Origin of the sequence: Guptibacillus algicola (assembly GCF_020171805.1) — a bacterium.
GTDB lineage: Bacteria > Bacillota > Bacilli > Bacillales > Guptibacillaceae > Guptibacillus > Guptibacillus algicola.
On sequence record NZ_JAIVAF010000006.1, the window covers coordinates 206,733 to 221,630 of the forward strand.

Genomic DNA, 14,898 nt, shown 5'->3' on the forward strand with positions numbered 1-14,898 from the left:
CCCTCTAAGAGGGGAACCATTAGGAATGGATTTCTTCTTTCTTAAAGAAGCTTTTCATCGCGTGATACACATCTTTCTTCTCTTTCAAGATATAGTGCCTAAACATTGGGTCATGAATATTTTTATACGCGCTCATCAACGTTGAGTGGCGATTATAGGCATTTACTTCTCCATAACCAAACATATTCGATACTTTCATAATCTGGTTAACAAGTTTCACACAGCGAGAGTTATCAGATGTAAGGTTATCTCCGTCTGAGAAATGGAATGGATAGATATTATAGCGTGCTGGTGAATACTTTTCTTCAATCAGTTCTAAAGCTTTACGATATGCAGAAGAACAAATGGTTCCACCACTTTCACCTTTTGAAAAAAAATCGTCCTCAGAGACGACTTTCGCTTCGGTATGGTGAGCAATAAACTCAATCTCCACAGTTTCGTATTTGGAACGCAAGAAACGTGACATCCAGAAGAAAAAGCTTCTCGCCATATATTTTTCCCATTTCCCCATCGATCCACTTGTATCCATCATAGCGAGTACAACAGCTTTTGATTCTCGTTTCACTTCTTCGTTCCACGTTTTAAAGCGAAGGTCATCTTGGTATATCGGTGCAATTCCAGGTCTTCCTTCGATTGCATTTCGTTTGTAAGCAGATAAGATGGTACGTTTCTTATCGATATTACCCATCAAGCCTGTTTTACGAATATCATTAAACTCAACTTTTTTCTTCACGACTTCTGCTGTCTCTTTTTCACGAAGGTTCGGTAGCTCTAGTTCTTTGAAGAGAATTTCTTGCAACTCCATTAGAGATACTTCTGCTTCGTAATAATCATCACCAGGTTTATCTCCAGCTCCTTCACCGGCACCGCCACCAGGTTTTTTCTCACCTGATCCATCACGGGCTACAACATCCCCAACCTGACTATCTCCATCGCCTTGGCCAACATGCTTTGATTTGTCATAGTTATACCGAATTTTATATTCATCAAGAGAGCGAATTGGAATTTTAATTACATCACGACCGTTAGATAGTATAATGTTCTCCTCACTAATAAGATCTGGTAAGTTATTTTTGATAGCATCTTGAACCTTTTCGGAATGTCGCACTTGATCCTGATAGCCTTTTCGGTGGAGGGACCAATTCTCCTGAGAGACAACAAAGTTTTTGGTGTTCCTGTCTTTCATGCCATATTCCCCTCCTTAAAAAAATAAGATTTCTATCGGATATTTATTCAATGATCGATGATCGCTCATGGTGATTGTTCAAAAGCAGAGTACTAATTTTGACTCCCTGAAACTAAAAGGTAGTATACTTTATCCTATGCAAATACAAGCGATAATTGACAATTAATTCTGACAAATCAAGGTCGGAACCGACTATTTGCAAAAGTATTGATAGATTGTATATAGAATTCATCCAGATTATTCTTTTTTCATCATTTGCCTAATCAAAAAAAATTCTTGGTACGAATAAATTTAAATTATCTGCCTACTTATCCGTCACTTGCAGTAAATAAATAAGACTGTCGGGATGATCCCGACAGTCTGGTAATTCTTTGATGAAGCTTTTCTACTTTTTCTTATTCTTTTCATTTTGTACAGGATCTGGGCGTCGCCCGTTTTCTTTTAGTTCTTGATTTGTTTCAAGTTCTTCCATTTCTTTACCAAGCTCTCTCATTTCTTTTTCATCCATTGCCATTGAACTGTTTTCGGGCTTTTCTTTTCGTTCTGACACAATGAATTACCTCCTTAGGAAGACAATACCCATGCTTCAACTTTTTGGAACCTGAAAATTCATTTCTTAAAAGAGAAATCAAATTGTTCAATCGGCCAGTAACGAAGGTTCACTTTACCCACTACTTGATCGATAGGGACGAGACCTATATGTCTACTATCGTAGCTGTGACGCCTATTATCACCCATCAAGAACAAATACCCTTCTGGAACAACAGCTTTTTCAGTCTTATCTTCAAGTTTGAAGTTCTCAGTCAAATTACCGTTAAAAACTTCACCTTTGAAATGTGTAAGATACGGCTCTTTCATCTTCTTCCCATTTATATAAAGTTGGTCATCCTTATACTCAAGCGTATCACCTGGAAGTCCGATCACTCTTTTTATATAGTCTTCATTCTCGTTAGCGTGAAACACTACGAGATCAAATCGATCTGGTTCTGAAACCTCATAGCCTATTTTATTAATAATCAGCCTGTTCCCATCTTGGATTGTAGGCATCATGGATTCTCCGTGAACAACATAGTTCGTTATGATAAATTCACGAATAACAATCGCTAAGACAACGGCTATGGAAAATGCTTTTAGCCACTCCCAAAGCGGACTGCGTTCCTTTTTCATGTTAATCCTCTTTTCAATACGTCTTTACGTATAATCTATCACTCATACTAAAAAGGCACAAGCACTCGGTTTTCTTCAATATAGGATATACAATCTCTTTATAAAATAGACTCTTATCAATAAAAAAAGCATACCAGAGCGGCATGCTTTCTTTATCAATTAACGATTCAATAAACTTCCAACATAGCGTAAAAGTTCATTTGCAGAGATGGAATTGTACCCATGCTCATCGATTAAGCGAGCAATTACATCATTGATTTTCTTTAATTGATTTTCATTAGGTGTTTTAGAGGACGTCGTGATCTTCACAACATCTTTAAGATCTGCAAACAACTTCTTCTGAATCGCTTCTCTTAAGCGCTCATGAGAATTGTAATCAAATTTCTTGCCCTTCCTTGCATAAGCAGAGATTCTTATCAATATTTCTTCACGGAAAGCTTTCTTCGCATTCTCAGAAATACCAATCTGTTCCTCAATAGAGCGCATCAGCTTATCATCTGGACTCATTTCTTCACCAGTAAGAGGATCACGAAGCTTATTCTTGTTACAATATGCTTCAACATTATCTAAATAATTGTCCATCAGCGTCTTCGCACTTTCTTCATACGAATACACAAATGCCTTCTGAACCTCTTTCTTAGCGATCTCATCGTATTCTTTTCTGGCAACTGAGATAAAGTTCATATACCGCTCTTTGTCTTCTTTCGAAATGGATGCGTGCTGATCCAGCCCGTCTTTTAGGGAGCGAAGGACGTCAAGTGCATTAATAGAAGGTACTTCTTTCCTGATAATCGTAGAAGATATTCTATTAATAACATAACGTGGATCAATACCGCTCATGCCTTCATCAGAATGTTCTTTCTGCATCTCATCCACATCAACCTGGTTAAAGCCTTCAACTATTTCACCGTCATACAAGCGCATCTTCTTAACAAGATCAACTCCCTGACGTTTTGAGTCCTTTAACCTTGTGAGGATAGAGAATATAGCTGCTACTCGAAGGGCATGTGGCGCGATGTGTACGTCAGCAACATCACTTTCTCGAATCATTTTCTCGTAAATACGTTCTTCCTGACTAACCTTTAAGTTATATGGTACTGGCATGACGATAATACGAGAATGAAGCGCTTCATTCTTCTTATTTGAGATGAACGATCGATACTCAGCTTCGTTTGTATGAGCCACAACTAATTCATCTGCTGAGATTAAAGCAAAACGACCAGCTTTGAAGTTTCCTTCTTGAGTTAACGAAAGCAAATGCCATAAGAATTTCTCATCACACTTCAGCATTTCCTGAAACTCCATCATACCTCGGTTAGCTTTATTCAATTCACCATCGAATCGATATGCTCTTGGATCAGATTCAGAACCAAATTCAGCGATTGTGGAGAAATCAATGCTACCTGTTAAATCCGCAATATCCTGAGACTTTGGATCCGAAGGGCTGAATGTTCCAATTCCCGTTCGTTTGTCTTCATTAAAGAAAATCCTCTCAATCATGACTTCTTCAATTCTTCCACCGTATTCTTGTTCTAGACGCATGAGGTTTAATGGCGAGAGACTTCCTTCGATTCGAACACCATACTCTTTATAGAATTCATCTCGTAAATGATGTGGGATTAGATGAAGCGGATCTTCATGCATTGGGCAACCCTTGATTGCATATACCGCTCCAGCATCTTCATGAGAGTATTTCTCTAAACCACGTTTTAGAATAGTAACAAGTGTCGATTTACCTCCACTTACTGGTCCCATTAGCAACAAGATTCGCTTTCTAACATCTAAACGTTTCGCAGCAGGATGGAAGTACTCTTCAACTAATCTTTCGATTGCTTCCTCTAGACCATACAGTTCTTCAGCGAAGAAATTATAGCTTTTCTTTCCGTCAATCTCGTTAATACCTGCATCTTTTATCATATTATAAACGCGTGAATGTGCTGACTGCGCTACTTCAGGTCGCTCTCTGATTATTTCTAAGTACTCGCCAAAGGTTCCTTCCCACTTCAGCCGCCTCTCTTCGTCTCGATGCTGCTGGATTTTACGTAAGATATCCATTACGAGCCCCCTCCAAATTTGATTCATCGGATTTAATACATGGTATGCGGGGATGTCCTATAACATTCTGTTTTCTTTCTTACGTAAAAAAGGTTACTTGTTTCTCCTTACCACTACTTCTTTTCCAAACGAAAAAACCGGCATAGCCGGTTTTTAGGTATGATACACAACAGTAAATTCGCTTAGTTCATTCCCTGATGCTGGGGATTTCTCTTTAGATTCACGCTTTTCCTTATGCGCATTTTTGAAGGAATCAGAATGAATCCAGTTTTGGTAAGCTTCTTCATTCTCCCATTTTGTAAATACGATCAACTTTCCATTCTCAGAAGACTGTTCAAGAAATAGAAATTCAAGACACCCTTCAACTTTCTTCATGCTTTCAGCACTTTTACCGAAACGCTCTTTCATTACATCCTTGTGTTCATCAGGTACTTTTAATTCGTTCATCACAACATACATAAATAAAAGCCTCCTTTTTCATCTCCTTCTATCGTATATGAATGTGGCAAATTTTCCAACTCATACATTCTTCGCTATAGAATTACCCTCAAAACATTCACAACAACTTCTCTATCGTTTATAATCAGAGATAGACTTGGACATAATTTTACCTGAGGAGGATGAAACCATGAGTTTCCTGGGTATCTTAGTAGTAATGCTTGCATTTCTAGCAGCTATCTTTACGGCTGGTTACAATGATCGACCTCAAAAAACCAAAAAAGGTAGTCGATAAAAAAGAACGACCTCTACGGTCGTTCTTTTTTATTTCATATTAGGATAGCCTTGTTGTCTAAGTGCTTCATACACCATGATTGCCGCTGTATTCGAAAGGTTAAGGGCACGCACATGGTCTGTCATAGGCAAACGTAGACAGCGCTCCTTGTTATTCTCAATCAGCTCATCTGGCAAACCGTCTGTTTCTCTTCCAAAAACAAAGAACGTATTTTGACTAACATCCGAATAATCGAAGTCAGTATGAGTATTCGTACCATACTTCGTAATATAATAAAATTCTCCACCTTCATTCTGATTAAAGAATACTTCTAGAGAATCGTAATAATGAACGTCAGCATATTTCCAGTAATCTAGACCTGCACGTTTAAGCATCTTATCATCTGTAGAAAACCCTAAAGGACGGATAAGATGAAGACTTGTATTCGTAGCAGCACAAGTACGAGCAATGTTCCCTGTATTTGCAGGAATCTCCGGCTGAAATAGAACGATATTTAAAGACATAATGATTCACCTCCGCTTCAAAACATATCTATTATAGCATGTTTTCCACGTAGAGAAAGAATATGCTAATCATCTTCGATATGAAAAAATTTATACTGGATATTGGGTGTCCATGCAGTAGAGTCTTCATAATCCCAATAGCGCATTCGACAGTTCGTATTATGCCCATTCACAAGTGGCTGTCCCTTCCCGTCTTGATCTACGACAATTGTTGTATGCTGCCAATTTCCGTCCCCTGTAAAATCATAGCTAATCACATCACCTGGAACTAAATCATCTGGTTGATAAACCTCTCTCGCTTTCAGGCCGTTCTTTGAACCACTTAAGTACCAGCGTAATGCATGAGCAACAGACCATGAATAGCTCCAGCTGTTCTTCTTCACCCACCATCCTCTCGTCCGATCAGGATAGCCTCTCATGGGCGCTTTTCCAGCATGTAAGCATTGTGACACATAATTCGTACAATCACCTTCAAATATAGGATAAGTAGGATTATAATCATCCCACCAGCTCTCAGCATATTTAACAGCAGATAATCGATCATAGTACGAGCCTTTTAGCCTTTCACTTCCTCTACCTGCTCGAGTTGCATTATCACAGTGTACACCTTCATACTCGACTGAACGATCATGAATTAACTCACCATCGATTAACTCAGCGAGTCTTTTTTCAAAACGCTCCTCTTGATAAAGCTTCTTTCCTTGTTTGATCACATATTGCTGATGGAGATAGTAATCATATATACGTGTTTTGGCAAGTTTCTTTTTCCCAAGAAGCACACCTTTATTTAGCACCCTCACAACAGTTGCTTCTCTCGAATCACATTTCTTAATAAATCTTGTCACAGCTTCTTCTTCGTTAGCCGGACGTTTACCGCTACTTCTAAATGATCGTGATGAGCCATTCATTAAGTATGAAGCCTGTTCTTCCCAAAAGGGCTTGAGCTGCTCTTCCCACCCCATCTGCGTTCCCCCCTCTTCGCACTTTATGTTCGTGAATGGTAACACATGCCTCTTTGTGCTCTGTAGCAACAGAGGAACGCTCAAGAAAAATTAAAAAAGCCCGGAAGTTCATGATGAACTCCGAGCTAGTAAATGATTATGAGGAGACTGCCGGGTGAAGTGCATTCTGCTGTTCGAGTGACAACAGATATTCTTTCTTATCCATGCCCCCACCATAACCAACGAGAGCACCATTACTTCCAATGACGCGATGACATGGAATGATAATAGGTAGTGGATTACGGTTATTAGCAGAACCGATCGCGCGGACTGCTCTTGGAGCAGAAATATTTACGGCAACGTCTTTATATGAGCGTGTTTCTCCGTATGGAATAGTATTAAGACTCTTCCATACTTTCTTCTGAAAAGGTGTTCCTATCAAACAAAGTTGAAGATCAAACATCCTTCTCTTTCCATTGAAATACTCTTCTAATTGAACAATAATCGGGTCAATGATTTCATAGTTCATAACGAAATCTGGTTTCACATGATTTTTCTTGAACCATGCTTCAGCTGCGGGTAGCACATCTTCAGCAAATCCAAAATCAAGCCTATAGATCCCTTCAGAACCTGCAAATAATGTCAGTGTTCCAATCGGTGATTGAAACTCCCCATAACTGATCACTTGTTTATCCATGCTATCCCTTCTTTTATTCAACATTTTTCATTATCTTACAAGACATTATATTATTTGACCAACAGCATTAAGACTTATTTTGGAGCATAGACAGCCCTTTTTCAATCTCATGTGCTGCTTCTTGGTCTTTTTCTTTCATTTGCTCTTTAATTAGAGCTTCATACGCCTTAGTTCCCCCAATCTTCCCTAGAGCCCAGGCAGACGTCCCTCTAATCACTGGTCTTGGGTCATTTTGCATCAATTCAATCAATGTATCCACAGCTGCTTCGTCTTTATAATGAGCAAGGGCAAGGATTGCATTTCGTTGAATTGGCTTCTTTCCTCTCCATGATCCAGCCGCTTTTCCAAACTTTTCTTTAAAATCTCTATTACTCATCGTTAAAAGTGGAATCAACTTTGGTTTAACTACTTCTGGATCCGGCTCAAGCTCAGGGTGGTTATGAAAGTCAATGCCTTTATTCTTAGGACACACGAGCTGACATGTGTCACAACCATACAGTCGGTTTCCAAGTTTCGCTCGATATTGATCAGGTAGAAACCCTTTTGTTTGGGTTAAGAAAGCAATACACTTACTAGCATTAAGCTGACCACCTTCAACTAAAGCTCCTGTAGGACAAGCGTCAACGCATATATTGCAATCTCCGCATCCTTCCTCAACCGGTTCATCAGGTTCTAGAAACACATTCGTAATCATTTCCCCAAGATAAACCCATGAACCGAACTCCTCCGTTATCGTCATTGTATTCTTACCACTAAAGCCAATTCCGGCTCGCTCTGCAACAGCTCTGTCAGATAATTCTCCTGTATCGACCATCGAACTAGTCTCTGCAGTTGGAACTTTCGATTTGATAAATGATTCGAGAAGGGAGAGTTTTTCTCGTAGGACATGATGATAGTCTACGCCCCAGGAAGCTCTGCAAAATAGACCTCTACGCTCTCCTCGCTTACTTCTCGGGCTATCCTTCAACTTTGAAGGATAGGCAATGGCGATTGAAACAATGGTAGTCGCACCACTTAACAGTAACTCAGGCTCTGTCCGTTTCTCAAGATCTGGTTCTTCAAAACCCGATTGATACCCTAACTGCTGTTGTTGCTTTAAACGCTCCTTGAGCGATTTGAATGGATCAGCTGCAGCAAAACCAATTTTATCTATTCCAATTGATTTACTGTATGCAACGACCTCTTCCTTTAACTGGGCGTTTGTCATCGTAATCCCTCCCTTCTACATTAAAATTCTATTATTAAATGACTTTCAACGTTCTAAGTCTATTTATTACTGCCGCCAACTCTGTTCTTCGAATACGTGCAAAATCACCAGGATGTTGATTAACAAACACAGAGAATGAGCCTAATCCTTCCTCATTCATTTGCTTTTCTACAGAATCCAATAGCTCAGATACTGATGCCTCTCCCAGTTTGTTCTTCCTTTCAAAAAAGTAAAGGATTTCTGCTGCCAAACGCGTTTGACTTGGATCGATGAGCTGCTCAACTTGTAGAAGTGAAATATCCGTATTGCCATATAAGATATGGTGGAGGCCTTTAGCAGAAACCTTCGACTTTTTCCCTTTTTGACTATTTAAGCTCGATTTATGAAGTATTCGGCGGTCCACCTCACCGAACAGTTCTCCACCTTCTTTAATTCGAGGTGAAGTCGATTGCTCAGATATTCTTTTAGCTTCACTTGTCACATCGTATGGTAAATAGTTTTCCATCAGTATAACTGAATCTGCTACGTCAAAATAATCTCCTGATCCTCCCATAACAAGAACAGTCGAAATACCATGCTGGTTATATAGTTGCTGAACGCGATCAATAAACGGAGTAATCGGTTCTTTATCTTTTGAGACAAGTTGTTGCATACGTTCATCTCGAATCATGAAATTGGTAGCACTTGTGTCTTCATCAATCAATAACGCACGTGAGCGGGCTTCAATTGCCTCTATAATATTAGCTGCTTGAGAGGTACTTCCGCTAGCATTTTCTGTTGTGAATGATTGAGTATCTTTACCAAACGGTAAGTTCTCGATAAACGGGGAAATATTAACACCCGTAACTTTTCTTCCATCTTCAGAACGTATCTTCATTGCCAGATCATCTGTGATGACATATTCCCGACCATCACCTGCAATATGATCATAAACGCCATGCTCCATCGCATGCAACAGGGTACTTTTGCCATGGTACCCGCCCCCTACAATAAGAGAAATCCCCTTCTCGATAGCCATTCCTGTAATCTGTTCTTCTCTATGCGGAATAGAAATCGATACTTCTTTGCTCGATGGAGATTTGAACGGGACAGCTTTATTCTGTAAAGGGCGATCGCTTATACCGCTCTCTCGGGGCAGGATAGCTCCGTTTGCAATAAAAGCGACATAGCCTTCATCTTTCAAATACGTTCTAATGGATTCCTGTTGATCAGCTAAATGAATGGCTTCTATAACTTCTTCCGCTTTTAGAGAGAAAATTGAGCCGTTCAGCATCTCAGGTAGATAGTGGATTAACATTTGCTCCGCTTGTCTACCAAGTACGCGTCTTCCTTGAGCTGGTAACCCAAGCGATAAGCAGATCGTGATCGTTTTATCACTAACTGACACAGCCGTACGCTCTATTACCTTCTGTTTAGGGGCATCTATCATAAATGCGCCGCTTTTGCCTGATCCTTTAACATTACCTTTATTGCGAGAGATTGCTTTCTCTACTTTTCTTGCAATTAGATCCTCAAGACGCACTCTTCTCTGATTTCCCTCAAACCAATCGTTTGTTACGTTTGTCTTATTTCGAGGAATAACGACTCTTATTCTAGACGGGCTAGCGAAAGGGTCCCCTTGAACGTAATCAATTGAAAGAGTATAGCTTTGAAAATCATAGCTCCCTCTTATATCTTTATAGGCTTTATAGCTTTTTCCATCTATCCGTTGTAAATGTTTAATGAGGTTCTTCATATGAGGTGAGCCTCCTTTTAAGATTCTAAAACTTGCGTGTGGTAAAATGAACGGAAATAAACAATTAAGGAGAGGTGTAACATGGATACCGTTTTTCTCTCTACATCTATTACCGAAACAATCCCTGACTTTAAAGTAGGATGGATCACCTATCATGATATCGTGGTTGAAAACTCACCGCAAATGGTGCGCGGTCGATATCAATTCTATCTTGAAACGATGATGATGGACCTAGAAGAAACGGAATTGACGTCATTTCCACAAGTTAAAGAGTGGAGATCTGTCTTCAAAAATCTCGGAACTGATCCTTCAAGATACCGCCCTTCTTCAGAAGCGTTGTTAAGAAGACTTAAAAAGGGATCAGATCTACCATCGATTCACTCTGCTGCCGATATCAACAATCTACTTTCACTACAATACAAAATTCCGATCGGGATATATGATCTCGATTTGGTAAAAGGACCTATTACAGTGGAGATTGGAAATGAGCTAGCGTCGTATCAAGGGTTAAATGGTAGAGAGGTAAACTTCAATAACAAGCCTGTTTCATCTGACGAAAAAGGTCCCTTTGGTAGTCCCATAGTAGATTCCAAACGTACTGCAGTTACCGAGAAAACCAGAAATGCTATTCAGCTATATTATATCCAACCATCCCTCTCTTCAGAAGAAGCCAAAAAGCTTTTACAGGCTTCTGGTGAAATGTTTAACCAAATTCATGGAGGGAACTTCAGCTACGGATTAGCAACGACCAAATAGTAGAAGGAAACATAAAAAAACGCAACGCTTCGTTAATAGTAACGAAACACTGCGTTGGGTAAATGGTGAAAATTCGAGGTTTTTCTACAAACCTCGCTGATGTAGTTAGAATAACACAGAGTAGTTTAATAAAACAATAGGAAATTATTATTTTCTTTAGATTAGCTTCACAATATATTAATATAGAATCATAAATTATATAATATTCACCATAAAGATTTGAAAGGAGCTAGCTTATGGAACCCTTCTCAACACCATTCTTTGAAGAGAACTTTAAACAATACATAAAGAAAAACAATGATGTATTTACAAAATTAGAAGCGATGAACAGCTACTATCGTTCAGTTGTCTCTTCAATGATCTATGATAATCTTAATAAGAATTCTGAAATCGTTCGTAGAATTCGAAACCTTGATACAGCATATAAGACGGTTAAAGCAGAAAACACTGAAGAATAATAAAAAGCTCTCTTACAAGTCGTAAGAGAGCTTTTTATATCTGGGTTAGTTATACATCACATGATTCAGGGCCGCAAGAGTCACCATCACTACTAATGACTTCAAGCTCCTTATCCTCTTCCCAAGCTTTATTTAACGCTTGTTGAAACATCTCAACAGGCTGTGCCCCAGAAACTGCGTACTTCTCATTAAATACGTAAAATGGAACACCTTGAATACCTATTTGGCTTCCGAGTGACTCATCATAACGGACTTCTTTTGCGTACTCATCGGATTGAAGCATAGATCTAACTTCACTGGATTTAAGCCCTACCTCTTCAGCAAGCTCACAAAGCGTCTCATGATCCGAAATATCTTTCGTTTCTGTAAAATAAGCATAGAAAAGTCTTTCTGTCATTTTCTCCATAAGATTCTGCTTTGCAGCATATTGGAGGAGCCGATGAGCATCGAATGAATTTGTAGGCTTCATATTCTTGAAATCGAATGTTAAATTTTCATTTTCTGCCTGTTTCCTCATGTTCTCACACATACCCTCAGCTTGTTCAAGACTGACGTTATACTTACTAGCTAACAACTCAGCCTTACTCTGTCCTGTCGACTTCTCAGCATTTGGGTCAAGCTCAAAACTTCTATAAGTTACTGTGATTTGATTACGGTGTGGAAATGCTTGAAGCGCGTTCTCTAAACGACGCTTTCCGATATAACAAAAAGGACAAACAAAATCTGACCATATTTCTACTCTCATTAATATCACTCTTTCATAGTGTACAATTTAATTTCAGTGTACCATCATTTAACGAGAGACGGTAATCTATAGCTCATTGTTAATCAGTTGAGTTATCTATAGGTGATCTAAAATTAGACAATAAAAAAAGACTCCTACACTGTAGAAATCCAGAACGTTCTTGTATTAAGTATGTAACTGGTACCGGTGGTCGGGTTCGAACCGACACTCCTCTCGGAACACGATTTTGAGTCGTGCGCGTCTGCCAATTCCGCCACACCGGCATAAAGACAATTTCTAATTTAATTTCGGAAAGTAAATGGTGCCGGAGGCCGGGCTCGAACCGGCACGGAGGTACACCCTCCGCAGGATTTTAAGTCCTGTGCGTCTGCCAATTCCGCCACTCCGGCAGGACTTTTAAGTGAAAATATGAAATTGGAGGCGGCACCCGGATTTGAACCGGGGCGTAAGGGTTTTGCAGACCCGTGCCTTACCACTTGGCTATGCCGCCTTAAAAAAATGGAGCGAAAGACGGGATTCGAACCCGCGACCCCCACCTTGGCAAGGTGGTGTTCTACCACTGAACTACTTTCGCAACGAAAAATGGCTGGGCTAGCTGGATTCGAACCAGCGCATGACGGAATCAAAATCCGTTGCCTTACCGCTTGGCTATAGCCCAAAAATGGGGCGGCTGATGGGAATTGAACCCACGAATGCCGGAATCACAATCCGGTGCGTTAACCACTTCGCCACAACCGCCATAAAGACAATTTTTCAAGATTTAAATTGGCAGGGGTAGTAGGAATCGAACCCACACCGGAGGTTTTGGAGACCTCTGTTCTACCTTTAAACTATACCCCTATAAATGGTGGAGGGGGACGGATTCGAACCGCCGAACCCTGAGGGAGCGGATTTACAGTCCGCCGCGTTTAGCCACTTCGCTACCCCTCCAAATAGACAATTATCATTGTAATATATATTATATATAAAGACAATGGGAATTGATACCTTTTTAGGAAAATGGTGCCGGCCAGAGGACTTGAACCCCCAACCTACTGATTACAAGTCAGTTGCTCTACCAATTGAGCTAGACCGGCAACATGGTGGCTCCGGACGGAATCGAACCGCCGACACGTGGATTTTCAGTCCACTGCTCTACCGACTGAGCTACAGAGCCATTCTTTTAAATTTATTTCAACGGTCGATCTAAGAAAAGAGAATAGGTTGCCCCTAAAGGGACTCCGATTAAATTTTAGCTTAGAAGATAAATCGACGTAGTTAAAATTTTATTTTGGTTGCGGGGGCAGGATTTGAACCTGCGACCTTCGGGTTATGAGCCCGACGAGCTACCGAACTGCTCCACCCCGCGACGATATAATAAATGTAATGCTGAACCTGCTTCTATATGCAGTGTTCTGTTTCTTCCTCTACAAGGTTATGCTTCGATGCGTATCCGTCGAAACAACTCGAAGTTGATTCATTGGAGTAACGCTCGTTGCTCCACCCCGCGACGATAAAATGAAATTAATGTTTAACCAATTAGTATTGATTGAAATGGCGGTCCCGACGGGAATCGAACCCGCGATCTCCTGCGTGACAGGCAGGCATGTTAACCGCTACACCACGGGACCTTAGTAATGGTGGAGGATGACGGGCTCGAACCGCCGACCCTCTGCTTGTAAGGCAGATGCTCTCCCAGCTGAGCTAATCCTCCACAGAGTAAAAATGCTATAAAGTATTGAAAAATGGTGACCCGTACGGGATTCGAACCCGTGATACCGCCGTGAAAGGGCGGTGTCTTAACCACTTGACCAACGGGCCAATCTAGTATGTAGCTGGCGGAGAGCGAGGGATTCGAACCCTCGAGACGGCGTTGACCGTCTACACGATTTCCAATCGTGCTCCTTCGGCCACTCGGACAGCTCTCCATGGCTCCACAGGTAGGATTCGAACCTACGACCGATCGGTTAACAGCCGATAGCTCTACCACTGAGCTACTGTGGAATAATGTTTAGCCTGGCGACGTCCTACTCTTGCAGGGGGAGAGCCCCCAACTACCATCGGCGCTGAAGAGCTTAACTTCCGTGTTCGGCATGGGAACGGGTGTGACCTCTTCGCCTTCATCACCAGACTTCTAACAGCTCGCACTTTCGTGCGATTGCTAGCGACAAAATATATATTACAATATATTTCGTCATATTTCAAGAGAAAATTTATTCCCTGAAAACTAGATAGCACGCAACAACGTATTCCAATAATATTTTTCGCGATGTCTAGTGCCGCAGGCTATATTCTTGCCCATTTCACACTTTCACTTCAGGCGGAAAACGCCTTACGTTCAAGAGCTCCAATGGTCTACCAATATGACCAAGCCTGCTTTACTTTTCGTTGTCTAGCTTCATGAACCAAATCCTCGATCGTTTCACCTTTTTCCTCTGACGCATAAAGCGCGTCCGACTCAAAAGCTTCCAACGCTTGTCGGATTTAAACGGTTCATTCCGCCTTTCATTTTAGGTTAAGCCCTCGATCGATTAGTATTCGTCAGCTCCACGTGTCGCCACGCTTCCACCCCGAACCTATCAACCTCATCATCTCTGAGGGATCTTACCAGCTTAATGCTGTGGGAAATCTCATCTCGAGGGGGGCTTCATGCTTAGATGCTTTCAGCACTTATCCCTTCCACACGTAGCTACCCAGCTATGCTCCTGGCGGAACAACTGGTACACCAGCGGTGTG

General features: G+C 40.8%; 13 protein-coding genes, 16 tRNA genes and 2 rRNA genes. 2 read left to right on the forward strand and 29 right to left on the reverse strand.

Translation table 11 applies throughout. The features are described from left to right. Positions 1 to 19: 19 nt before the first annotated feature. From yhbH to LCM09_RS18230, 10 genes are all read right to left on the reverse strand, one after another. The gene (gene yhbH, locus LCM09_RS18185; protein ID WP_224884835.1) at positions 20 to 1,186 is read right to left on the reverse strand and encodes a sporulation protein YhbH; all 1,167 of its coding nucleotides are present in this window, start codon (positions 1,184 to 1,186) and stop codon (positions 20 to 22) included. Between the two features lie 385 nt (positions 1,187 to 1,571). Further along, complete coding sequence (locus LCM09_RS18190) at positions 1,572 to 1,736, reverse strand: hypothetical protein (RefSeq protein WP_224884836.1); 165 nt, start codon at positions 1,734 to 1,736, stop codon at positions 1,572 to 1,574. 59 nt (positions 1,737 to 1,795) lie between these two features. After that, positions 1,796 to 2,353: a signal peptidase I gene (gene lepB, locus LCM09_RS18195; RefSeq protein WP_224884837.1), complete on the reverse strand. Its 558-nt coding sequence runs from the start codon at positions 2,351 to 2,353 to the stop codon at positions 1,796 to 1,798. A 159-nt stretch (positions 2,354 to 2,512) separates the two neighbouring features. Continuing rightward, positions 2,513 to 4,408 carry a PrkA family serine protein kinase gene (locus tag LCM09_RS18200; RefSeq protein ID WP_224884838.1) on the reverse strand — a complete coding sequence of 632 codons (1,896 nt, stop codon included), beginning with the start codon at positions 4,406 to 4,408 and terminating at the stop codon, positions 2,513 to 2,515. Between the two features lie 153 nt (positions 4,409 to 4,561). Then, positions 4,562 to 4,867, reverse strand: coding sequence for an antibiotic biosynthesis monooxygenase family protein (locus tag LCM09_RS18205; protein WP_224884839.1), 306 nt, complete (start codon positions 4,865 to 4,867; stop codon positions 4,562 to 4,564). Between the two features lie 303 nt (positions 4,868 to 5,170). After that, the gene (gene trmL / locus LCM09_RS18210; protein ID WP_224884840.1) at positions 5,171 to 5,644 is read right to left on the reverse strand and encodes a tRNA (uridine(34)/cytosine(34)/5-carboxymethylaminomethyluridine(34)-2'-O)-methyltransferase TrmL; all 474 of its coding nucleotides are present in this window, start codon (positions 5,642 to 5,644) and stop codon (positions 5,171 to 5,173) included. A gap of 65 nt (positions 5,645 to 5,709) precedes the next feature. After that, positions 5,710 to 6,606 (reverse strand): amidase domain-containing protein, encoded by an 897-nt coding sequence (locus LCM09_RS18215; protein WP_224884841.1) that lies wholly within the window; start codon positions 6,604 to 6,606, stop codon positions 5,710 to 5,712. 136 nt (positions 6,607 to 6,742) lie between these two features. After that, positions 6,743 to 7,282: a methylated-DNA--[protein]-cysteine S-methyltransferase gene (locus LCM09_RS18220; RefSeq protein WP_224884842.1), complete on the reverse strand. Its 540-nt coding sequence runs from the start codon at positions 7,280 to 7,282 to the stop codon at positions 6,743 to 6,745. Between the two features lie 67 nt (positions 7,283 to 7,349). Continuing rightward, positions 7,350 to 8,489: a tRNA epoxyqueuosine(34) reductase QueG gene (gene queG, locus LCM09_RS18225; protein ID WP_224884843.1), complete on the reverse strand. Its 1,140-nt coding sequence runs from the start codon at positions 8,487 to 8,489 to the stop codon at positions 7,350 to 7,352. 34 nt (positions 8,490 to 8,523) lie between these two features. Further along, positions 8,524 to 10,224 carry an ABC-ATPase domain-containing protein gene (locus LCM09_RS18230; RefSeq protein WP_224884844.1) on the reverse strand — a complete coding sequence of 567 codons (1,701 nt, stop codon included), beginning with the start codon at positions 10,222 to 10,224 and terminating at the stop codon, positions 8,524 to 8,526. 81 nt (positions 10,225 to 10,305) lie between these two features. Between LCM09_RS18230 and LCM09_RS18235 the strand changes: the two genes are divergently transcribed. Beyond that, entirely contained in the window at positions 10,306 to 10,980 is a 675-nt protein-coding gene (locus LCM09_RS18235) for a B3/B4 domain-containing protein (protein WP_224884845.1), read from the forward strand. A 236-nt stretch (positions 10,981 to 11,216) separates the two neighbouring features. Further along, the gene (gene yvfG, locus LCM09_RS18240) at positions 11,217 to 11,438 is read left to right on the forward strand and encodes a protein YvfG (RefSeq protein WP_224884846.1); all 222 of its coding nucleotides are present in this window, start codon (positions 11,217 to 11,219) and stop codon (positions 11,436 to 11,438) included. Positions 11,439 to 11,487: 49 nt separating this feature from the next. Here the strand turns inward: yvfG and LCM09_RS18245 are convergent, their stop codons facing one another. The 19 genes from LCM09_RS18245 to LCM09_RS18335 all read right to left on the reverse strand — a co-directional run. After that, the gene (locus LCM09_RS18245; RefSeq protein WP_224884847.1) at positions 11,488 to 12,183 is read right to left on the reverse strand and encodes a DsbA family oxidoreductase; all 696 of its coding nucleotides are present in this window, start codon (positions 12,181 to 12,183) and stop codon (positions 11,488 to 11,490) included. A gap of 178 nt (positions 12,184 to 12,361) precedes the next feature. Further along, a tRNA-Leu gene (locus LCM09_RS18250) sits at positions 12,362 to 12,446 on the reverse strand. 36 nt (positions 12,447 to 12,482) lie between these two features. Further along, positions 12,483 to 12,572 (reverse strand) — tRNA-Leu (locus LCM09_RS18255). A 26-nt stretch (positions 12,573 to 12,598) separates the two neighbouring features. After that, positions 12,599 to 12,673 (reverse strand) — tRNA-Cys (locus LCM09_RS18260). 9 nt (positions 12,674 to 12,682) lie between these two features. Beyond that, a tRNA-Gly gene (locus LCM09_RS18265) sits at positions 12,683 to 12,757 on the reverse strand. A 9-nt stretch (positions 12,758 to 12,766) separates the two neighbouring features. Further along, positions 12,767 to 12,841: transfer RNA gene (locus tag LCM09_RS18270), tRNA-Gln, on the reverse strand. 4 nt (positions 12,842 to 12,845) lie between these two features. Beyond that, positions 12,846 to 12,921, reverse strand: a tRNA-His gene (locus tag LCM09_RS18275). A gap of 28 nt (positions 12,922 to 12,949) precedes the next feature. Then, a tRNA-Trp gene (locus LCM09_RS18280) sits at positions 12,950 to 13,023 on the reverse strand. Between the two features lie 5 nt (positions 13,024 to 13,028). Further along, a tRNA-Tyr gene (locus tag LCM09_RS18285) sits at positions 13,029 to 13,113 on the reverse strand. Between the two features lie 70 nt (positions 13,114 to 13,183). Continuing rightward, positions 13,184 to 13,259, reverse strand: a tRNA-Thr gene (locus LCM09_RS18290). Positions 13,260 to 13,263: 4 nt separating this feature from the next. Further along, positions 13,264 to 13,339: transfer RNA gene (locus tag LCM09_RS18295), tRNA-Phe, on the reverse strand. Positions 13,340 to 13,454: 115 nt separating this feature from the next. After that, a tRNA-Met gene (locus LCM09_RS18300) sits at positions 13,455 to 13,531 on the reverse strand. Between the two features lie 186 nt (positions 13,532 to 13,717). Continuing rightward, a tRNA-Asp gene (locus tag LCM09_RS18305) sits at positions 13,718 to 13,793 on the reverse strand. 7 nt (positions 13,794 to 13,800) lie between these two features. After that, positions 13,801 to 13,876, reverse strand: a tRNA-Val gene (locus tag LCM09_RS18310). 32 nt (positions 13,877 to 13,908) lie between these two features. Then, a tRNA-Glu gene (locus LCM09_RS18315) sits at positions 13,909 to 13,983 on the reverse strand. 15 nt (positions 13,984 to 13,998) lie between these two features. Beyond that, positions 13,999 to 14,090 (reverse strand) — tRNA-Ser (locus LCM09_RS18320). A gap of 1 nt (position 14,091) precedes the next feature. After that, positions 14,092 to 14,166: transfer RNA gene (locus LCM09_RS18325), tRNA-Asn, on the reverse strand. 10 nt (positions 14,167 to 14,176) lie between these two features. Next, positions 14,177 to 14,293 (reverse strand): 5S ribosomal RNA (gene rrf, locus LCM09_RS18330). A 380-nt stretch (positions 14,294 to 14,673) separates the two neighbouring features. Next, positions 14,674 to 14,898, reverse strand: a 23S ribosomal RNA gene (locus LCM09_RS18335); the annotation flags it as partial.